Origin of the sequence: Alloscardovia venturai (genome assembly GCF_042676605.1) — a bacterium.
Classification (GTDB): domain Bacteria; phylum Actinomycetota; class Actinomycetes; order Actinomycetales; family Bifidobacteriaceae; genus Alloscardovia; species Alloscardovia venturai.
In genome coordinates this window covers 41,233-62,315 of record NZ_JBHTHQ010000022.1, presented here as the reverse complement: position 1 = coordinate 62,315, position 21,083 = coordinate 41,233, and the positions used below count along the sequence as shown (strand labels likewise).

At 47.5% G+C, this 21,083-nt stretch carries 12 protein-coding genes and 1 tRNA gene; 7 read left to right on the top strand and 6 right to left on the bottom strand.

What is annotated here, in order from left to right:
- Positions 1-46 precede the first annotated feature (46 nt).
- On the bottom strand, positions 47-898 hold the full coding sequence (locus ACFQY8_RS07370; protein WP_377939283.1) for a biotin--[acetyl-CoA-carboxylase] ligase: 852 nt from the start codon (positions 896-898) through the stop codon (positions 47-49).
- Between the two features lie 260 nt (positions 899-1,158).
- On the opposite strand from ACFQY8_RS07370, the gene ACFQY8_RS07365 reads away from it, so the two are divergent.
- The gene (locus tag ACFQY8_RS07365; protein WP_377939282.1) at positions 1,159-1,755 is read left to right on the top strand and encodes a biotin transporter BioY; all 597 of its coding nucleotides are present in this window, start codon (positions 1,159-1,161) and stop codon (positions 1,753-1,755) included.
- A 127-nt stretch (positions 1,756-1,882) separates the two neighbouring features.
- Positions 1,883-3,094: a PucR family transcriptional regulator gene (locus ACFQY8_RS07360; RefSeq protein ID WP_377939280.1), complete on the top strand. Its 1,212-nt coding sequence runs from the start codon at positions 1,883-1,885 to the stop codon at positions 3,092-3,094.
- A 281-nt stretch (positions 3,095-3,375) separates the two neighbouring features.
- Here ACFQY8_RS07360 and ACFQY8_RS07355 read toward each other — a convergent pair whose 3' ends face one another.
- From ACFQY8_RS07355 to ACFQY8_RS07345, 3 genes are all read right to left on the bottom strand, one after another.
- Positions 3,376-7,398, bottom strand: a complete 4,023-nt coding sequence (locus ACFQY8_RS07355) for a DNA-directed RNA polymerase subunit beta' (protein WP_377939279.1) — start codon at positions 7,396-7,398, stop codon at positions 3,376-3,378.
- Positions 7,399-7,442: 44 nt separating this feature from the next.
- Positions 7,443-11,012 carry a DNA-directed RNA polymerase subunit beta gene (rpoB, locus tag ACFQY8_RS07350; protein ID WP_377939278.1) on the bottom strand — a complete coding sequence of 1,190 codons (3,570 nt, stop codon included), beginning with the start codon at positions 11,010-11,012 and terminating at the stop codon, positions 7,443-7,445.
- 415 nt (positions 11,013-11,427) lie between these two features.
- A complete protein-coding gene (locus ACFQY8_RS07345; RefSeq protein WP_377939277.1) occupies positions 11,428-14,313 on the bottom strand; it encodes a glycoside hydrolase family 3 protein in 2,886 nt (961 codons plus the stop codon).
- A gap of 244 nt (positions 14,314-14,557) precedes the next feature.
- On the opposite strand from ACFQY8_RS07345, the gene ACFQY8_RS07340 reads away from it, so the two are divergent.
- Together ACFQY8_RS07340 and ACFQY8_RS07335 are read left to right on the top strand one after the other, a co-directional pair.
- Complete coding sequence (locus ACFQY8_RS07340; protein ID WP_377939276.1) at positions 14,558-15,139, top strand: TetR/AcrR family transcriptional regulator; 582 nt, start codon at positions 14,558-14,560, stop codon at positions 15,137-15,139.
- Between the two features lie 78 nt (positions 15,140-15,217).
- Entirely contained in the window at positions 15,218-16,654 is a 1,437-nt protein-coding gene (locus ACFQY8_RS07335; protein WP_377939275.1) for an MATE family efflux transporter, read from the top strand.
- On the opposite strand, the gene ACFQY8_RS07330 is transcribed toward ACFQY8_RS07335, so the two are convergent.
- Positions 16,623-17,615, bottom strand: a complete 993-nt coding sequence (locus ACFQY8_RS07330) for an aldo/keto reductase (RefSeq protein ID WP_377939274.1) — start codon at positions 17,613-17,615, stop codon at positions 16,623-16,625. The genes ACFQY8_RS07335 and ACFQY8_RS07330 overlap by 32 nt on opposite strands.
- A gap of 181 nt (positions 17,616-17,796) precedes the next feature.
- Here ACFQY8_RS07330 and ACFQY8_RS07325 point away from each other — a divergent pair, with 181 nt between their 5' ends.
- Complete coding sequence (locus tag ACFQY8_RS07325; protein ID WP_377939273.1) at positions 17,797-18,237, top strand: NUDIX hydrolase; 441 nt, start codon at positions 17,797-17,799, stop codon at positions 18,235-18,237.
- A gap of 97 nt (positions 18,238-18,334) precedes the next feature.
- On the opposite strand, the gene ACFQY8_RS07320 is transcribed toward ACFQY8_RS07325, so the two are convergent.
- Positions 18,335-18,420 (bottom strand) — tRNA-Ser (locus ACFQY8_RS07320).
- Between the two features lie 312 nt (positions 18,421-18,732).
- On the opposite strand from ACFQY8_RS07320, the gene ACFQY8_RS07315 reads away from it, so the two are divergent.
- Together ACFQY8_RS07315 and ACFQY8_RS07310 are read left to right on the top strand one after the other, a co-directional pair.
- On the top strand, positions 18,733-19,824 hold the full coding sequence (locus tag ACFQY8_RS07315) for a ThiF family adenylyltransferase (RefSeq protein WP_377939272.1): 1,092 nt from the start codon (positions 18,733-18,735) through the stop codon (positions 19,822-19,824).
- On the top strand, positions 19,791-21,077 hold the full coding sequence (locus ACFQY8_RS07310; RefSeq protein ID WP_377939270.1) for an MFS transporter: 1,287 nt from the start codon (positions 19,791-19,793) through the stop codon (positions 21,075-21,077). The genes ACFQY8_RS07315 and ACFQY8_RS07310 overlap by 34 nt, the downstream gene beginning before the upstream one ends.
- The last annotated feature ends 6 nt before the right edge of the window (positions 21,078-21,083 follow it).

Genomic DNA, 21,083 nt, shown 5'->3' with positions numbered 1-21,083 from the left:
CAGAGTTCATCAAAGTTGTGCGCAGTACTTTCAGATACTTCCGGCTTTACGGCAGAATTCCTACGTCGCCCACACGCACATTCACTTTTTGACGTGTGGAATCATCGAGAATTTCCAACGACGCATCGAGTCCAATGTTTACAGCTTTTCCAAAAATTTCTGTACTATCCACACGACGGACCACTACTCGCCTACCGACGGTGTAGCTGCGCCGCAGCGCTTGCTCGCGGAAAGTGTGCATAGTATCTACAGCATGTAAATTCTTTTCATTGTCACTACTGAAAAACTTATTAAGTTGTCCAGCAATGCGTACGATGAGGGCGTCTGCACTCGCACTGTCTATAGTGGCCATCTCTCCAGCCAGTTCAGCTAATTCGCGTATGCATGTAGCTTCATAATTAGCCTCAATACGTGGAGCTGCTTCGATATTGATACCGATACCGATGATGACAAAGATCTTCTCAGGAGCATCGTCTCGCTCTACTACCTCACAAAGGATTCCGCCGAGTTTCCGTCCTTTAGCATAAATATCATTGGGCCACTTAAGCTTTATATCGTCGAGCTTATACACCGATTCCACTGCTTGCGCTACACATAAACCAGCCACTGTAGAAATCCACGTACCGTGGGCGTTGTACCACTCTTGGCTCAACTCACAAATGTACGATACGGCGCAATTTATACCCGGAACGCTCACCCACTGGTGCCCCGTGCGTCCACGCCCTGCAGTCTGCTTATCAGCGCTTACGACAAAGCGCACCGCATCATAATCGGCGCTATCCTCCACGTCAGTTATATCGCGCACGATATCTCCTGCTTGAGTATTCGTGGATTCGACTTCGGCATAGTGCCACCACGGACACGATACCCCCGCATATGACTTTCGAATATACTCCACTCACACTCCTAACGACTTTATACAAAGTTACCAATTTTTTCTTAAAATAACTATAGGAAAATCCACAAAATTTCTCGCGCGTGTTTTGTATGCTTTCACAATAGAATATGATTTCAGTAATTTATAAACACAGGAAAATAAAATATATTTCGTTTATTTTCGGTCATTTCGAGATTTCTCTGAGATTTTTGTCATTCTTTATTTGTATAGTACATCCATATATTTCATAGACATCACTCGTAATCGAAAGTGAGATAACATTGTTTGCTTTCACAAATTTTAGAGCATATTGCACTAATTTCTTTGCACATATTAACGTTTTCAAGACCGTCGCATTTGTTGCACTCTTCATTGCAGCTGGACTCGCAGGAAGAATCCCCGTTCCCGGCACACCGGTAGGTATTACTATGCAAACATTCGTTCTCATGCTTGCAGCTTTCTACCTATCACAAGCAGAAGGTATCACTGCTCTGGGCTCTTACATCACACTTGGCGCACTCGGACTTCCTGTCTTTTCAGGTGGCGTGAGTACAGCAGCACTCATCGGGCCAAGCGCCGGATTTATCTGGGGTTTCATTCCGGCGTTTGTCATCTCACATTGTTTCATACAAGGTTTCGCACAAGCTGCTCAGAAGGCGCAGATTCCTTACTTTGCTTACACAGCAGCTCTATTTGTCTCTCTCGCCGTAGGAAGCATAGCCTTCCTCTATATTTTTGGAGTGACCATTCAGAGTTTTCTCACTCACACGCCATGGGTTCCTCTCATGAATGCAAGTTTCATTTTTGTATTAGGTGACTGTATAAAAGCAATTTTTGCAGTAATTATCGCTCAAAATCTGAAGTTTTCTACAAAATAAGAGATAATACGCGTTTTTCGAACTATCATACTCACTCGTCATATTGGAATATTCTAAAAAATTGGTATATAATCATACTTATTGCAATTTTTAGCCGAACGTACTAAAGGAAGAAAACGAGTATCCAATGGTGAATTCCCCGCAACTCGAAGAACTCGATTCACACGCTCGTGAGGCTGTAGAGTTTATTGTCAACAAAACAATGGATCGTGTCAATCAGGAAACTAACTGGTATTCCAATCTTGGCGCAGACGAAGCACATTATCTCCACGAAATCGTGCTTACCGCGGTAACTGATTACATTACATACGCACGAAATTACCAACAAAATCCTGACGAATCCGATCAATCCATTTCCGCAGATCATCTCTTTAACCTTGCTCCTCTAGAGACGACAAACCAGATTTCTTTGGATAACGTCATCGAAACTACACGCATTGCCGTAGATACTATCGAGGACAACATCTCTCAGTTTGTCGGCAAAAAAGATGAAGCAGCTTACGTTCGTTCTGCTATGTATTATTCACGTGAAGTCGCTTTCTCTGCTGCGCAGATTTACGGTCGTGTGGCAGTGACGCGAAGCATTTGGGATACTCGTGACGAAGCATTTATCATTGAATCTCTACTCAACCAAGACTACTCCCCTTCGTTGCAGTCTCGTGTAGCAAACTTCAAATGGCAGCCGAATGAGGAGTTTTTTGCACTCGTCGGTATATTTGAGGATGGAAGCAATCTGCGAGCTGGATTCGTACAGGCAGACTTACGTTCCGCAGTACTGAGCCTCGGTGGACAGGCATGCATCTCTTCTCATGACGACTACACCATCGTACTCATCGGCATGGGCCCTCAGTCTTCTCGCGGACCATATCTCGAGGCTATGGCAGAACTGTTTGACACCATTCCTCTCGTGTGCTTTGGTCCAAAGTGCCCACGTTTGGAAGGTGCGTCAGAGACGTTACGTGCTGCTGTCAACGGTTTTAAAGCACGTTTTGCGTATCCTGAGCATCCAAATCCAATGCGTGCTGAGGATCTCCTCGCTGAGAGAGCACTCTTCGGCGATGAAGATGCTCAAAATGAGTTATATAACAAAGTCTATCTACCTATGAAGAACGACGAACGCAAGACTCAGATTCTTTCTACCTTGCAGAATTATCTCTTCTCTGGTTCGTCTCTTGAGAAGACGGCTCAGGTACTGAAGGTTCATCCTAACACCATTCGTTACCGTCTAAAGAAGTCTGTGCAAATGACAGGTTGGGATGCTACCGACCCTCGTGAGGCATATGTACTTCTGACCGCTATTAAAATCGGATTGTATAAGGACTCTCAGATAAGATCTTAAGCTTTTTACAAGCCCCTCCTGAGAGAATTTCGTTTCCCCCATAAATGCTCAACTAGTTGACTTATGCATTTATGGGGTTTATTTATATCTCATCTATATCTCATCGCCGATATACGGTGCTGTTTACGTCGAGCGATTTTAGCTGCTAGTCTATGCAGAAAGCCTCCCGCGCAAGAGAGATTCACATGTCGTGTGTCCATCTCAACGCGAGAGGCTTTATTGATTTTTGACGGGCTTATACAAGCTTGTATAATCCCAGAACCAAAGCCTGCTAGGCGATATTACTTCTGTCCTGAAGTATCTCCAAAGCTATCTTGACCACCTAAATCATTGAGGAAGTCATCCGGGTTGAACTCCTGACCGAGGTCCAAATCACCAAGGTCAAGGCTACCGAAGTCGACGTCGCTGAAATCAGTGTCATCGAGGCTGAAGTCGTTGCCCATATCAGAGTCCAAACCAAAGCTTGGATAGATAGTGTCGCGAATCGCTTTGTCTGGCTCCACCTGAACATTACGGTAGCGAGACAAACCGGTACCAGCCGGGATGAGCTTACCGATGATGACGTTCTCCTTGAGCCCCTTCAAGTTGTCAACCTTCTGAGACAAAGCTGCCTCAGTGAGAACTCGTGTAGTCTCCTGGAAGGATGCTGCAGACAACCAGGACTCAGTAGCCAAGGAAGCCTTTGTAATACCCATAATTTCTGGACGACCAGAAGCTGGCTTACCACCGTTCTTAACTGCTTCCTTGTTTGCCGCACGGAAGATCTGCTGATCGACCAATTCACCTGGGAGATACTTTGTATCGCCAGAATCCACAACGGTAATGCGGCGAAGCATCTGGTGAACGATAACCTCGATGTGCTTATCGTGGATATCTACACCCTGGCTGCGGTATACATCGTGGACACCTTCCACGATGGAAACCTGAGCTGCACGAGCACCGAGGATACGAACGATACGCTTTGGATCAACAGAACCTTCGGTAAGCTGCTGACCTGCTTCTACGTGCTGGCCTTCGGACACAATCAATGGATTACGACGGCTTACTGGGTAGGTCTTAGTCTCTTCTTCGTTGGAATCTGGAGTCAGGATTACCTGGCGACCGGTCTCGTTGTCCTCGATATGCACAGTACCCGCATAATCAGTAATAGGTGCTTCGCCCTTTGGAGTACGAGCTTCGAAAAGCTCCGCCACACGAGGAAGACCCTGCGTGATATCAGATGCCGATGCCACACCACCGGAGTGGAAGGAACGCAGAGTCAACTGTGTACCAGGCTCACCAATGGACTGCGCTGCCACGATACCAACCGCTTCGCCGATGTCGACGAGCTTGTTTGTAGCCATGGACCAGCCATAGCACATCGCGCACACGCCATCCTTGGATTCGCAGGTCAGTACAGAACGACCAGAAACGGTCTCTACACCATGCGCTACCAAGTCGTTCAAGACATCCATAGAAAGAGCATCGCCGCGCTTGTAGAGAACGGTCTTGCCATCAGCAGGGTCAAGCACGTCTGCAGCGAGAATACGAGTGTATGGACCACCATCAGCATTCTTAACAAGAACGAGGTTACCGTTTTCATCGCGCTCAGCAACAGTCATCGGCAAGCCATGCTTTGTGCCACAGTCGAGCTTACGGACGATAACGTCCTGGGAAACGTCCACAAGACGACGAGTCAAGTAACCAGATTCTGCAGTACGAAGTGCAGTATCAGCCAGACCCTTACGTGCACCGTGCTGAGAGATGAAGTACTCAAGCACAGACAAGCCATCGCGATAGTTAGACTTCACTGGTCGCGCAATGGTTTCACCCTTAGGGTCCGCCACGAGACCACGCATACCAGCAATCTGACGAATCTGCATCCAGTTACCGCGAGCACCAGACTGAACCATGATGTTCACATTGTTGTCATCATGGAAGTTTGCCTGCATTGCCTCAGCCACCTTATCGGTGCACTCAGTCCACAGGCCGATGAGCTCCTGCTTACGCTCTTCGTCAGTCAGAAGGCCCATATCATACTGGCTGTTGACCTTACGAGCCTGCTCTTCGTAGCTCGCAACAATCTCCTGATGGTTGCTTGGTGCCACGATATCGGAGAACGCCATAGTAACGCCTGACCATGGTGCACGAGTAAAGCCGAGATCTTTCAACGCATCAAGGGTCGCTGCTACTTGCTGAGTGGAGTAACGTGATGCGATGTCATCGACGATGCTTGAGAGCTTACCCTTTGCTACCTGTTCATTGATGAACGGGTAATCGACTGGCAAAGTCTCGTTGAAAAGCATACGACCATAGGATGTCGCAAAGAGAATGCTTCCATCTGCGAAACGTTCTTCCTTAGCAACGGTAATGCCACCTTCAGTTGGGGTCACTACTTCAATCTCGCGTGGCTGCCAATTCGTTGGCAGGACAAAGTCCTTTGGCTGACGAATCAATACTTCTGCCTGCATGTCAATCTCGTGCAAGTCGAGAGCCATACGTGCCTCAGCCATGGAGCTAAACACGCGACCTTGACCCTTTGCACCCTTAACGACTGTAGACAAGTAGTACAAACCGATGATCATATCCTGAGAAGGCATGGTTACTGTGTGGCCATCTGCTGGCTTCAGGATGTTGTCCGAGCCCATCATGAGTGTACGTGCTTCAGCCTGAGCTTCCGCAGATAATGGCAAGTGGACTGCCATCTGATCACCATCGAAGTCAGCGTTGAATGCTGCACAAGCAAGTGGTGGAAGATGAATTGCCTTACCTTCTACGAGTACTGGCTCAAACGCCTGAATACCCAAACGGTGAAGCGTAGGTGCACGGTTGAGCAGTACTGGATGCTCAGAAATTACCTCTTCAAGCACGTCCCACACTGCTACGTCACCGCGGTCTACAAGACGCTTTGCGCTCTTCATATTCTGAGAGTAACCCTTGTCTACCAAACGCTTGATGACGAATGGTTTGAAGAGCTCCAACGCCATAGACTTTGGCAAACCGCACTGGTGCATACGCAAGGATGGACCAACCACGATAACGGAACGACCAGAATAATCTACGCGCTTACCAAGCAAGTTCTGGCGGAATCGACCCTGCTTGCCCTTGAGCATGTCGGACAAGGACTTGAGTGGACGGTTAGATGCACCGGTGACTGGACGACCACGACGACCATTGTCGAAGAGGGAATCCACCGCTTCCTGAAGCATGCGCTTTTCGTTGTTCAGCATAATCTCAGGAGCGCCAAGCTCGATGAGTCGCTTCAAGCGATTATTACGATTAATCACACGACGATACAAATCGTTCAAATCAGAGGTAGCAAAGCGACCACCGTCGAGCTGAACCATTGGGCGAAGATCTGGTGGGATTACTGGAATGACATCCAGAACCATTGCAGCTGGGGACTTGCCGGTCTCAACGAAGGAGCGAACTACCTTCAAACGCTTCAAAGCGCGAGCCTTCTTCTGTGCAGTACCCGTAGCAATTTGCTCCTGAAGCTCTTCAGTAGCAGCTGCGAGGTCGAAGTCAAGCAAACGCTGGCGGATTGCCTCAGCACCCATGCAGCCTTCGAAGTAATCGCCATAGCGATCTTCCATCTCACGCCAAAGGTCGACATCGCCTTCCATATCGCCAGGCTTCAAAGAGTTGAACTTATCCCACACAGCGTTGAGACGAGCAATTTCGTCATCATACTTCTGGCGGATGTTCTTCAGCTCACGCTCGGCGGAGTTACGAAGCTTTGCCTTCGCTGGGGACTTGCCGCCCTCAGCTTCAATCTCAGCCATGTCCTCTTCGAGTTTCTTCGCACGAGCATCAAGTTCATTATCGCGACGCTTGACAAGGCGATCGATTTCTACATCAAACTCATCCTGCAAATCTGGCATGTCCTTGTGACGAGCTTCTTCGTCAACCTTCGTGACCATATATGCAGCGAAGTAGATAACCTTTTCGAGATCCTTTGGAGAGATGTCAAGAAGGTAACCTAAGCGGGACGGAACACCTTTGAAGAACCAGATGTGAGTTACTGGTGCTGCCAATTCGATGTGTCCCATGCGTTCGCGGCGTACGCGAGAACGCGTGACTTCTACACCGCAACGCTCGCATACGATGCCCTTGAAACGAACGCGCTTGTACTTACCACATGCGCACTCCCAGTCGCGAGTAGGTCCGAAAATCTGCTCGCCGAACAGGCCGTCCTTCTCAGGCTTCAAGGTACGGTAATTAATGGTCTCTGGCTTCTTCACTTCGCCATGGGACCAGCTACGAATATCGTCAGCAGTTGCCAAACCAATTCGAACTTGATCAAATGCATTTACATCAAGCATTTAATTTCCTGTCTTTAAATTCCTGTAAGTCTACTTAAACTCAATTACTCTGCTTGGAACTGGTCCACTGCTGCTGGCTCTTCAAAACCTGCAGAAGCATCTGGGCGAGATCCGATATTGAAGCCGAGATCATCCGTAGCGGAAACTGGGTCACCGTCTTCTTCCTTCATGTCGATTGCTACGCCTTCAGCGTTCAAAACTTCGACGTTAAGAGACAGAGACTGCATTTCCTTGAGCAGAACCTTGAAGGATTCTGGGATACCAGCAGCAGGCAAGTTTTCGCCCTTCACAATTGCACCGTAAACGCGTACGCGACCGTCCACGTCATCAGACTTTACAGTCATCATTTCGTGCAATGTGTGTGCTGCACCGTATGCTTCAAGAGCCCAAACTTCCATTTCACCGAAGCGCTGGCCACCAAACTGTGCCTTACCACCGAGTGGCTGCTGAGTAATCATGGAGTAAGGACCCGTAGAACGTGCGTGAATCTTGTCGTCTACCAAGTGGTGGAGCTTTAGCATATACATGTAGCCCACAGAAATTGGCTTGCCGAATGGTTCACCCGTACGCCCATCGAAGAGCTGTGCCTTACCGTCGCCGCCGACCATGTGGTCACCATCGCGGTTTGGAAGGGTGGTATGGAGCAAACCGTTGAGAACATCTGGCTTGACACCGTCAAACACTGGAGTAGCTACTGGAGTGCCAGGCTCGCCTTTCTCAGCACCTTCAGGAATGTACTTCTTCCACTCAGCTTCCAAGTTTGGATCGAGAGAGATATCCCAACCAGACTTTGCAATCCAGCCAAGGTGGAACTCGAGTACCTGACCGACATTCATTCGAGAAGGCACACCCAATGGGTTGAGCATGATATCGACCGGTGTACCATCTGCGAGGAATGGCATGTCCTCTTCTGGGAGAATGCGGGAGATGACGCCCTTATTTCCATGGCGTCCAGCGAGCTTATCACCCTGAGTAATCTTGCGATGCTGAGCGATATAGACGCGAATCATGTGGTTGACGCCTGTTGGAAGCTCATCGCCGTCTTCCGCTGCATCTTCACGAGTGATTTCCTTAATACCGATAACGGTACCGGACTCACCGTGAGGCACGCGCAAAGATGTATCGCGTACTTCGCGGCTCTTCTCACCGAAGATTGCGCGAAGTAAGCGCTCTTCTGGTGTAAGCTCAGTCTCACCCTTAGGCGTTACCTTACCTACTAAGATGTCGCCTGGCTCCACCTCAGCGCCGATGCGAATGATGCCTCGATCATCGAGGTCAGCGATAGCGTCTTCACCTACGTTTGGAAGATCACGAGTAATCTCTTCTGCACCGAGCTTAGTCTCGCGTGCATCGATTTCATACTCTTCGATGTGAATAGAAGACAAAGTATCATCACGAACCAAACGCTGGGAGATGATGATTGCATCTTCGTAGTTGTAGCCGTTCCACGGCATGAATGCGACGAGAAGGTTCTTACCCAAAGCAAGTTCACCCTGATCAGTCGCAGGACCGTCAGCCAAGACAGAACCAACTTCTACGCGATCACCCTCGTTGACGAGTGGCACCTGGTTGTAGCACGTAGTCTGGTTTGAGCGCTGGAACTTAACGAGCTTGTAAGAAGACTGTGAGCCGTCGTCATTCATCGTGCGGATGAGATCTGCGGACACATAGATAACTACGCCATCCTTCTCAGCCTTGACGACATCGCCAGAATCTACTGCTGTACGCCATTCAGAACCTGTACCAACGAGTGGTCGCTCAGACTTAATCAATGGGACAGCCTGACGCTGCATGTTAGCGCCCATCAATGCACGGTGACCTTCATCATGCTCCAAGAATGGAATCAAGGAAGCACCGACTGAGACCATCTGACGAGGAGAAACATCCATGTAGTCAACGTTTGATACCGGAACATCCTCTGCTTCTGCGTTCGCATCTCGAACGAGAGCTTCCTGCGTAAGGAACTTGCCATCAGCGTCAAGCTTCTGATTTGCCTGTGCGATGAAGTGCTCAGATTCCTGATCCGCAGTCATGTACACGACGTCATTAGTGACCTGTCCATCGACGACCTTGCGGTATGGAGTCTCAATAAAACCAAATGGATTGACACGACCGAAGGTTGCAAGAGAACCAATCAAACCAATGTTTGGACCTTCAGGAGATTCGATTGGGCACATACGACCGAAGTGAGACTGATGTACGTCTCGCACTTCCATGGAAGCGCGGTCACGGGACAGACCACCAGGACCCAACGCAGAGAGACGACGCTTGTTTGTCACACCTGCAAGTGGATTGTTCTGATCCATAAACTGGGAGAGCTGGGATGTACCGAAGAACTCCTTGATAGTGGCAGATACTGGACGGATATTAAGCAAGGACTGTGGAGTAATTGCTTCAGCATCCTGAGTGGTCATACGCTCACGAACCACACGCTCCATGCGGGACAGACCCGTACGAAGCTGGTTCTGGATGAGTTCACCGACCTGGCGGATACGACGGTTGCCGAAGTGATCGATATCGTCTACATCTACGCGAAGCTCAACAGGCTCGCCATTGCGCATGCCCTTGAAAGTGCTTTCACCTGCGTGGAGGCTTACCAAGTACTTGATAGTTGCGATGATGTCTTCGCGAGAGAGAGAACGATCGTTGACATCGCTTTCAAGACCGAGCTTGCGGTTAATCTTATAGCGACCCACACGAGCCAAGTCGTAACGCTTAGTGTTGAAGTAGAAGGAGTCAAGCAAATTACGCCCAGCCTCAGCAGTAGCTGCATCGTTTGGACGAATCTTGTGGTAGAGCTCTACGAGAGCAGCTTCCTGACCTTCAATCTTCTCTTCCTTGAGCGCTTCCATGACGAGAGGGTAATCCTTGAAGGACTGAGCAATCTCATCCTTCGTCATGCCGATAGCCTGAAGGAAGACAATAGCTGACTGCTTACGCTTACGGTCGATGCGCACGCCAAGAACGTCTCGCTTGTCAATTTCAAATTCAAGCCAAGCACCGCGGCTTGGGATAATCTTTGCGCCAAAGACTTCCTTGTCGGAAGCCTGCACAGCCTGACGGTCAAAGTACACGCCAGGAGAACGCACGAGCTGAGATACGATGACACGCTCAGTACCACCGATGATGAATGTGCCATGTGGCGTCTGCAATGGGAAGTCACCCATGAAGACAGTCTGAGACTTGATCTCGCCTGTTTCGTAATTAGTAAATTCTGCATTGACGTACAGAGGTGCAGAGTAGGTATAATCCTTTTCCTTGCACTCCTGAACGGTGTGACGTGGCTCCTCAAAGTATGGGTCTGAGAAGCTCAAGGACATAGTCTGCGCGAAGTTCTCGATAGGAGAAATTTCACTGAAAACTTCATCCAAGCCAGATACGCGAGGAACAGTAAAAGTGCCGTTCTTCTCATCTTCAGCTACGCGTGCCTTCCAACGTTCGTTGCCGATAAGCCAGTCAAAGCTATCGGTCTGCACGCCAAGGAGATCTGGCACCTCGATAGGCTCACGAATAGAGCCGAAATTAACGCGGTCAGTAGCCTTGCGCAGCTTGATATCATTCTCATCTGCGCGCGCGATCACCGCTACTGCACTATTGCTTTTTTTAGCAGCCAAGGGGAATTCCTTACCATTCGCTGTAATGTGAATAATTTATATAATCAAAGCGTATGGCAGATGCCACTATTTACACTCATGCCATCGCTTTGCGCCCATGCCCGCAATATGACACAAGTTTTAACTTTTCTATTTTATTGATTTTCGATGCAAAAGTCAAATAATTTCTGCTATATTTTTGGCTTTTCTTGACGGCGTGTCGGCGTTTTCTTAGGGTGGCGTTTAGTGAGGATGGCGCTTTGTAGACCGGCGAGAGCTTCGCTACTCCACCGGTCGTCCCTACGCCCACTCGCAGACGAATTTCCCCGCACAAGTTCAAAACTTATACGGGGAAATTGTGCACTGCCAGCGGTTTTATCCGCGTGCTTGATACTTTAGCTCTTGCCGGTTTTACCAGCTCACCTCTTTGGCAGCCTTAGTTCTCGCGACGCTTCATAAACCTACGAATTGCAACATATGCAAGGGCAAGCAATGCGAGCGCGACGATAACGTCAGCAACGATGAGCGCTATCTTCCATGCTTCCAAACCAGCACCTGGCTCACCATCCTTATAACGCCACGAATTTACTGTGGTATACAGGATATTGTGTGCCGCACGGCGCATTTGAATGACAGCCGTAGCACTGGTATCGGTCACATAATTCGTTGTCTTCGTCGTAGCCAGCATGATGTCTGTGCCACCGCGAATGAGCTGATCAGCATTTTGATAGCTATAATTTGGACCTGCGAAGTAGTCGGTCTCCACCATTCCGCGGAATCCCCACTCGTCGCGCAAAACCGTCTGATTGAGCGCCAGCTTTGCACTGGAATACGTATTACCCACGTAATTGAACGAGCTCATAATAGCAATGGACTTGACTTTCGCGTTATTCGCAGACTTGACCACGGTCTCAAATGGCTTCAAGTAAATCTCACGGATTGCTTGCTCATTTGACCATGTGAGCAGCTGACCATTACGCTCAGTTTCCTGCTCGTTGAGAGCGAAATGCTTGGTAAACGCGTACACGCCGTACTGGGCAGCACCAAGGACCTGACCAGAAGAGAGAGTTCCTGTAAGAGTTGGATCTTCAGAGAAGTACTCGAAGTTGCGGCCGCCAAACTCGCTGCGATGAATGTTAATCGATGGAGCATACCAACCAGAGATATTAAGTTCATGAGCCATTTGGCCGATGTTCTTACCATAATCTTCGGCAAGCTGACGGTTCCAGCTGTTCGCAAGCGCGATGTTTGCAGGCAAACCGATGGATGACACACCTGTGAAGTTGTCCTTTAACGCAGCCGGGCCGTCTACATCAGACATACGAATCTTACCGATAGAGTCGATTGCCGCATTGCCGTAGCCACCGTTTGCGATAAGATTATTCATCTCGTCGACGGTAAGCTCATCGAGAAGCTTGTCCCACAACTTATCGTCATAAGACTTTCCACGAAGCTGGACGAGGCGCACATTGTTCTTCGCACCAGTCGTTGGCATCTTGTCAGTGTTCTTATCAAACTTCTTTGGATCGTAATTGCCGTTGTTGTAGAAACCATCCTTCGCAGCATCACTCATCGTGAAATCTGCTGGAGCAGCAGTCGTCTGCGTGTAGTTAGCAAAATTATTAGCACGCGACAGATAGTTCACATCTCCAGCAACGTCATCGAATGTGTTGGTCGCAACCTTAGCATCGCCATTATGAGCATTTGCCTTCGAATCATATGTGATCGTCTGCGCTACATTGACATTCTTCGTATCGATGATGTGGTGGCTGTCACGACGAATAGAAATGCCATAGTCACCTGCTTCGAGGACATACGCCTTAGCGTTCTTGTAGTCGTATGATGCAAGGTCATCATCGTCGAAGGAAATCGAGATTTTCTGCGACTGTCCCGGAGCAAGTTCCTTTGTTTTTTCAAACTTGACGAGGTTTGCGGTTGCCTTCTCGATTCCACCTTCAGTGTATGGAGGGTTGGAATAGACTTCGACCACGTCCTTACCCTTAGCGTCACCAGTATTTGTCACAGTCACTTCGAAGGACACGGTACCGTTTTGGTAGGTAACATCGCCCATCTTCTGCTCGAAATTGGTGTAGCTCAAACCGTAGCCGAATGGGTACTGTACCACGTCGTCATAGTTAATTGCACCTTCATCAGCTGCTGTTTCATAGAAACGATAGCCAACATAAATGCCCTCAACGTAGTTGACAAATCGTGGGGAGCGCAGACCGCGAGCAGACTGAATCTCAAATTCCTTCGCATTGTCATACTTAAAATCATCGACGTTGTTAAATGCTGGGGTCTTCGTTAAATCTTTCACGAATGTATCCGCGGTTTTACCGGACGGATTAACCGTACCATTCATAATCTCACCGAGAGCTGCGAAACCTGCCTGACCAGGATGAGGGGCCCACAGCACAGACTTAATCTGTGGATAGTCATTAAGGAAGCTCATTTCAAACGCATTCGCGCCATTGTAAACAAGGACGACCTTATCAAAGTTCTCCGTTACCAAATCGAGCATATCGCGCTCGGTGTGATCAAGCTCGAGATAATGCTGACCGGCTTCAAAATCCTTATAATCGTTCGAATTATTGTTATAGACCACACCCTCAGCATTCATATCCTTAGGAAGGTCGAGTCCTTCACCGCCAACGCGACCGATCACGACAACTGCTGTGTCCGAGTATTTCTTAGCGTTGTCTATCAGCGACTGTGTGTAGTTTGCTGCAGGAGGCTCTGGGAGAGTCCAGTCTGCTTGCGTAACTGCTATCTCACCACGCTTTGTAGAATACTGCGTATAGAAATCCGTCAGCTCTTGATTTGTTTTAAAGCCAGCATCCTTAAGCGAATCCAAAATGGAAGTGGTTGGATAAGCATCAGAAAGAGCACCAGAACCCGTACCACCATAGATTGGGTTCGTGGATGCCCAACCAAATACGTTGATATTCCCAGGGTTTTCAATTGGCAGAGCATTGTCATTATTTTGCAAAAGCACAATGCCTTCGCGCTCGATGTTGACAGCCAAATCATTTGTCTTTTTAATCGTGCTCTGGCTCAATGCAAGCTTTGGACTTGTGGCCAGCGTAATTACGTTTTCCAGTGGGCCAAGGACCATCATATTAACAGACACAATAGCTGCAATTACTGCGACAATCCATGTTCCCGAATGCGTGAGTTTACGTGCACCGAGATTTTTCACCGTTTTCTTATTGACAGCAATCGTTACTATCAGCGCAAGTACTAATACAACCGCAACGACGATTACATGCGTGCGTACTGACCCTAGTACCGCAAGAACGTCATCTATATTAAGTTCTAGCATCTTTTTCCTTTCTTCTACCGCACTTCCTCATGCGCGCGCACTCTACTTTGTGCGACCGCTCTACTGCTCTACCGTGAGCGAGGCTTCATTGCGATAATTCGACGCTATCCGGTATCACAAATCGACTCAATTACCATGAAACCGAAAAATGTGGCAATTACACACTTTTGATATAGTTGGATATAAAACTTTTACGCGGTGCGATTCGGCCTCACACTGGGCTGGTATGTGAAAGCGAGTATGTATGGATCACAGTGACGTGCGCTCCCTACGTTGGCTTCGTACACACGAAGCGATTCGTTATGCGTACTTTGATCTTTTGAGTCAAACCGGCTCAAGCGATGTCACTATTTCACAGATTGCTTCCCACGCGCATATTCACCGTAAGACTTTTTACCTGCACTACAACAGCATTGAAGACTTATACGATGACTGTGTGAACGTCTTAGCTCAGCGGTACTCCGAGGCGATCGCTTCACTGCCTCAGCCGTTTGATTATTACAGTCTGTCCCAGGCGATGTTTGAATTTTTCTCATCAAATCCACGCTTAGAAAAAATTTTAAGTTCTTCTAAGCTGCGTCACTTTACCGACGACCTTGTGCGGCACACTACAAGGAACAGTCGCGCTTTATACAATCCGTATCGCGAATTTAGCGAGGCCAAGCAGGAACTTATCAATACTTTTGTGGTGTATTCGTCCGTTAATGTGTGGCGCCGGTGGATTATGTCCGGTAAGAAAGTGCCGCAAGACGAAGCGGTTAAACTTCTCGGAGATCTCCTCGAGCATGGGGTATCGCCTCTGCGCGCGCCGTATGAGCAGCACTAACACACTGCTGAGGCACATATACTGACGGTTCTCCCTACAGCGCATTCGACAAACTCTCATGTTAATCTTGAGGACGCTATGACTAAGAAATTCCCCGCTTCTGCCGAACTTCTTCACCAACTCCACATCGGCGAGACGCTCACACGCAAGCGCAGCGTCCTTCTCGTCGTATTACTTTCTTTACCGACGATTGCCGCGCAGTTGTCATACATTGTGATGCAATACATTGATGCTGCAATGGTGGGGCACTTAAGCACGAGCGCATCAGCATCTATCGGCCTCGTCTCCCCTGTGACCTGGCTAGTTTCCGGACTGTGCTCAGCGCTTACCGCTGGATTTAGTGTACAAATGGCGCAGCGTTTCGGAGCACAAGACCATAAAGAAGCGCGAAATTTGATGAAGCAAGGGCTCACATGGGGATTTGCTTTTTCTGCTCTGCTCGCGTTCATCACTATAATGCTCGCATTCGTTTTGCCAACGTGGCTTGGCGGCGAGGCTGAAATTCGTGCGGGAGCAACGGCATATCTGGGCATATTCGGCCTTTCGCTACTAGCGATTCAGTACACATCGATGGGCAGCTCGATGGTGCAAAGTTCGGGAAATATGAAGCTTCCGGGACTCGTGAGCATCATTATGTGCGTATGCGATGTTATTTTCAATTCGCTGCTTATTTTTCCAACAACTGCATACACTTTAGGGCCATTGACATTGTGGTGGCCTGGCGCGAACCTCGGCGTGGCAGGCGCGGCACTCGGCACAGCTCTCTCTGAATTTGTGGGAGCCGCAATTTACTTGTGGTATATGCTTTTTTCTAGCCCACACTTGAAGCGCCACGTGGGCGAGCATGTTAAATTTAGCCGCACTACGCTGTGGAAAGCGGTAAAAATCGGGGCACCCGTCGCAATTGAGACAGCGGTAACCAATGGAGCACAAGTGGTATCCACACGCATTATTGCACCGCTGGGAACGGTGGCAATCGCGACAAATTCGTTCGCTATTACCGCAGAAAGCTTCTGCTATCAGCCTGGCTACGGCATCGGAACTGCAGCTACGACCATCGTTGGCCAGTCTATCGGCGCGAAACAGTACCGCATGGCAAGGCGCTTTGCATGGCTGACCATTGCCCTCGGCGTTGCAGCAATGAGCACGGCGGGTGTGCTTATGTTCATCTTCGCACCGCAGCTTATTTCACTGCTGTCCCCAAGCCACGAAATACAAAATATAAGTGCCGCCGCACTACGAATCGGAGCGTTTAGCGAACCATTATTCGCCGTGTCCATCGTAGCGTCAGCAGCACTTCGTGGAGCTGGGGACACACTCGTTTCAAGCCTGTTTACCGCAGGATCTATCTGGATAATTCGCGTACCACTCGCTTTCGTTTTATGCCCGATGATGGGCGTGAGCGGCTACTGGCTTGCGATGCTTATCCAATGGTGGATTTGCGGCGCTCTCTTCCTGTGGCGTGTCAAAAGCGAGGTGTGGCTTACCACTTATCGTGCACAAAGCCACGAATAGACGTATCGTAAAGATCCTTCAGCTGAGCCTTAAACTCGCTAGATAATGGCGCGAGCGCGGCAGCATTTGCATTTGCACTCACCTGTGATACGTTGCGGCCACCTGGAATGACGGTGGTCACGCCTTCTTGGTCGAGGATCCAGCGCAGAGCGACCTGCGCAGGAGTAGCATCTGGGACATACTTCGCGCACAATGCGCTAAACTCCTGAGACGCCTGTACGCCCTCCTCAAATGGGACTCCCGCAAACGTCTCTCCTACGTCAAATGCTTCACCGTGACGGTTGTATGTGCGATGGTCGGTTGGCGCAAATGTGGTGTCTTTCGTGTATTTTCCGCTGAGTAAACCTGACGCAAGCGGTACACGCACAATAATTGCAGTACCGGTTTCGACCGCCTTTGGCAGGACCTGCTCAAGTGGCTTTCTGCGGAAAATATTCATAATAATCTGAATTGATGCCACGTTCTCACGCTCCATTGCGAGTAGTGCTTGTTCGCACGTTTCTACGCTTACGCCGTAACGCGCGATACGGCCAGTATCCACCATTTCATCAAGATAATCATATGTGCGCTGAGCAGTAATGACATCCGTCGGTGGGCAATGCAGCTGAACGAGGTCGAGCGTGTCCATCTGCAAGTTTTTACGGGAGCGATCATTCCACTCAAGGAAATGCTCTTTCGAGTACTCATCGAATTCTTGCGGACCTCGGCGTCCCATCTTCGTGGCGATGAAAAGCTGCTCGTCAGGGTGATTCTTTCTAAATTCGCCAACGAACTGCTCACTTCGCCCATCACCATACACGTCTGCAGTGTCGATGAAATTAATGCCATTTTCGAGCGCTGTTTCGAGAACTTCGTGCGCGTCTTGCTCTGTAACCTCACCCCAATCAGTGCCAAGCTGCCATGTGCCCAAACCAACTTCAGAAATCGGTGAGCCCAAACGCGTTGCTAGTCTTTTATCCATTTTTCCTCGCTTCGTTGCGTATAAATAGTTACATATTATAAGCATACGTGACATTATGGAGAGAAATGGCAAGAAGACAAAAGTGAGTTTGTTGAGACGATCCAAAATTTACTTATCTTCGTTCAGAGCAACTATGGGATAGAATATTTCACCTACGCTATTTCGACGAAAGGGCGATTCCGTGGATTTTAGAACGATAACAGAAAATGGTAGGCATGGCGTGAGAGTCGCGGCAATCATCATAAGAGACGGCGCATTACTCACATATAAAGTAGAAGATCAAAATCACCTAGTTGGCGGAGCTATAAAAGTTGGAGAATCAAGCAAAGACGCCGTAGCCCGTGAGGTTGGGGAAGAATTAGGGCTGCAGTGCATCGTAAAAGACTTGATGTTCGTCGTCGAAAATCGATTTGACTACAACGGCGAGCTTCATCATATGATTGAATTTCATTATAGCGTGGATCTGCTTGGAGAAATTCCACCACACACTTTGGACGGCCACCCATATGAGTGTGAATGGGTTCAGATGAATGAGATAAGCCGATTCGACATACGGCCTACATTTTTAAAGAGCGAATTGGCGAAATGGGATGGGACGATTCATCATATTGATATTGGCTAGCGCTTATGACACTGTCTAGCAGAGATGGAAAGCCCTCAAATACTTGCCTGAGTAATAAAAATAAGCCCTCCCAGCATTTCTACTAGGAGGGCAAGAGCGGATGATAAGGGATTTGAACCCTTGGAGGTGTTTAGCCTCACACGATTTCGAGTCGTGCTCCTTCGACCGCTCGGACAATCATCCACACATTCATTCTTACAGCATTACTGTAAAAGTGAACTTAACTAGTATGCCACAAGCGGCAGAGAAATTCTAATCGAACTTCTTACGCAATTCAACAGTCCACATATCGATATTCCTGCAATATTACAGCTATCCTCATAATGTAAAGTTGGGTGTTGAAAGGAGGAAATATGGAAGATCAACAAACAACATTCACCGTAACCGATATCGAAGATATCGATACATGGTTGTATCCACGTAAAACCGGTGCGTAAGTAATCGCTTTGAGGGCGGATACCCTATATTCCCCCTCTTCCTTCCATATAATTCAACATGTTAATCAAAATTCGTACTGGTCATGAAATGATTGCTCTAGACGATAAGACAACCATAATCGGCTCACCGACGCCTGGATTAGCCCAGTCGTTTCCTGATCCAGAACAAAAAATTTTACGCTACTTATCTCCGTTGCTGTCACACGCTATTTCTTACGATACCGCTGTTTCAGATTTTTCTTCTGCAAGTTCTATCCCTATCTCTTTCGCTAGAAAGATAATAGATAGCTTCATCGAAAATGGGCATATAGAACTCGTATCTCCATCGCAAACCCTGTCTTTAGAAGATCAAGAACGCTATTCACGCAGTGTGGCGTATTTAGATTGGATAAATCGAGGCCCGATATCAACCAGATGGGAATCTATCGAGACCCTACAGGAAAAGAATGTAGCTATTTTAGGAATGGGCGGAATTGGTGGCGGAATCGCTTACAATCTTATTTCGTCCGGAATAAAAAATCTCACTATTGTTGATTTCGATACAGTAGAACTCTCAAACCTAAACCGTCAAATACTTTTTGATTTAGAAAGTGTCGGCAAGCCTAAAACCGATCAAGCAGCAAAACGATTAAAAGAATATAATCCAAATATCAATATCGTAACGATAGAACAAAAAATAGATTCAGAAGATTGTCTTGAAAAAGTCCTTACTTCTGAATTTGATTTTTTGCTATGTTGCGCAGACACACCTAACGAAATATATGATTGGATTAATTCTTATTGTGTAAAGAACGAAATAGCTTGGATGCTAGCAAGCTACAACGGTCCTATAATCCAATGTGGCATTTTCGTCCCAAAGAAAACAGGATGTTATACATGTTTTATGGAATCAGCAATAAAAAATCTGCACGATCACAATCGCTCAACTTCTTATCTCAACGATCCAAGACATGAAATTACTCCCGCATTCGGACCAGTTGTACAAATAGCATCCGGTCTTGCATCATATGAGGCAATTCGATACTTATTAAACCTTAATCCACAAACGGTAGGCAACGTTATGCATCAAAACTTGTACCAGTATGATGCTTCCTACAGTATACCTGTTCCCAATGAATGCCCTCACTTCTTGAATGGAGAAAAGAAATGAGCAGCACATTATCTCTTTTTAGACAAAAGAATTATTCACATTGGTTTTTTAGCGATACAACCGATTTACTTGCTACATCATCTCGCGATTTTTTCATTCCACTCATTGCATTCTCACTCACACAGTCTGAAAGTTTTACAGGACTGTCTATCGCTTTGGCGTCTTTTTTCTTTTCCTTCTCCACCTTTTTTGGTGGCACATTAGCTGACATATATAGCCGGAAAAAGATGCTGCAACTCTTAAGCATTGCAGGGACAATTATCTGTCTGCTACTGGTTACTTTCTCATACTTACGAATTTTAATTCCACCTATATTCCTCGTCCTTATCACGGTACTTGCTCTTGTTTCAGGGTTGCTTTCTCCTGCAAATAATGCGATACTCAAATCAATTATTAGCGATAATTTATTTACCCAAGCCCAGGCAATACGTGAGTCACGAGAATCAATTCTCAGCATGGTAAGCACCGCATTCTTCGGTTTCATTTACAAATTCTGGAATACTGCATCTTTCCTTATAACGGGTCTTTTACATGCATTAAGCGGCGTATTTGCTTCACAAATTACCATTGTCTACCGCGCAGATGCTCAGGATTCTCATAATAACCAGAATCAAAATGTCGTTCAAAATTTCTTCATAAAACTTTGGGAAGGACTTACGTGGTCTTTCAATCAAAGAATCTTTTTATGGTTCATTTTCAGCGCTGCCTTAAGTAATATCGCTACTACTGCTTTATTCGTCAATGTACAAATTCAGCTTATCTCATCTCACACGGACACGGTAAAAATTGCTCTCGTTGATTGTTCCGTTGGTTTTGTAATGTTCCTCGGTTCCCTTATTGCAGTTCCGATTGCTCAGCATCTTAAGCCGTCAGTTATTACGGCTCTTAATCTCGCCCTATTCACAATTTGCACAATATTGCTCATGCTTTTTACCAACTATTGGGCAACTCTCATTTTTCTCGCCTTTGGTACTTTTCTCTTCCCTGCTGATAATGCTGCAATGCTAGGATACATATATTCGCAAATTCCTAACTCCATGCAAGGACGCGCTGATTCTGTTCTTGAAACTGTAGCGACTATCTTCAGTGCGATTACTCCTATCTTCGTTGGTTTTGGATTACAAACGTTTTCTGCATCAGGAATTATTTTTTTCACAATAATTTGCATACAAATAATCGGAATTTTCATTGCACTGCTTTCGCCGTTGCGAGAAATTCCCATTCAGCGAGGCACCATGAACAGCGACAATTGAGAATAT

Excerpts from the sequence above, each read along its gene's own strand:
- ACFQY8_RS07340 (WP_377939276.1), top strand. The coding sequence starts at position 14,558 with ATGGATCACAGTGACGTGCGCTCCCTACGTTGGCTTCGTACACACGAA.
- ACFQY8_RS07315 (WP_377939272.1), top strand. The coding sequence starts at position 18,733 with ATGTTAATCAAAATTCGTACTGGTCATGAAATGATTGCTCTAGACGAT.
- ACFQY8_RS07310 (WP_377939270.1), top strand. The coding sequence starts at position 19,791 with ATGCCCTCACTTCTTGAATGGAGAAAAGAAATGAGCAGCACATTATCT.
- ACFQY8_RS07360 (WP_377939280.1), top strand. The coding sequence starts at position 1,883 with ATGGTGAATTCCCCGCAACTCGAAGAACTCGATTCACACGCTCGTGAG.
- ACFQY8_RS07345 (WP_377939277.1), bottom strand. The coding sequence starts at position 14,313 with ATGCTAGAACTTAATATAGATGACGTTCTTGCGGTACTAGGGTCAGTA.
- ACFQY8_RS07335 (WP_377939275.1), top strand. The coding sequence starts at position 15,218 with ATGACTAAGAAATTCCCCGCTTCTGCCGAACTTCTTCACCAACTCCAC.
- ACFQY8_RS07355 (WP_377939279.1), bottom strand. The coding sequence starts at position 7,398 with ATGCTTGATGTAAATGCATTTGATCAAGTTCGAATTGGTTTGGCAACT.
- ACFQY8_RS07330 (WP_377939274.1), bottom strand. The coding sequence starts at position 17,615 with ATGGATAAAAGACTAGCAACGCGTTTGGGCTCACCGATTTCTGAAGTT.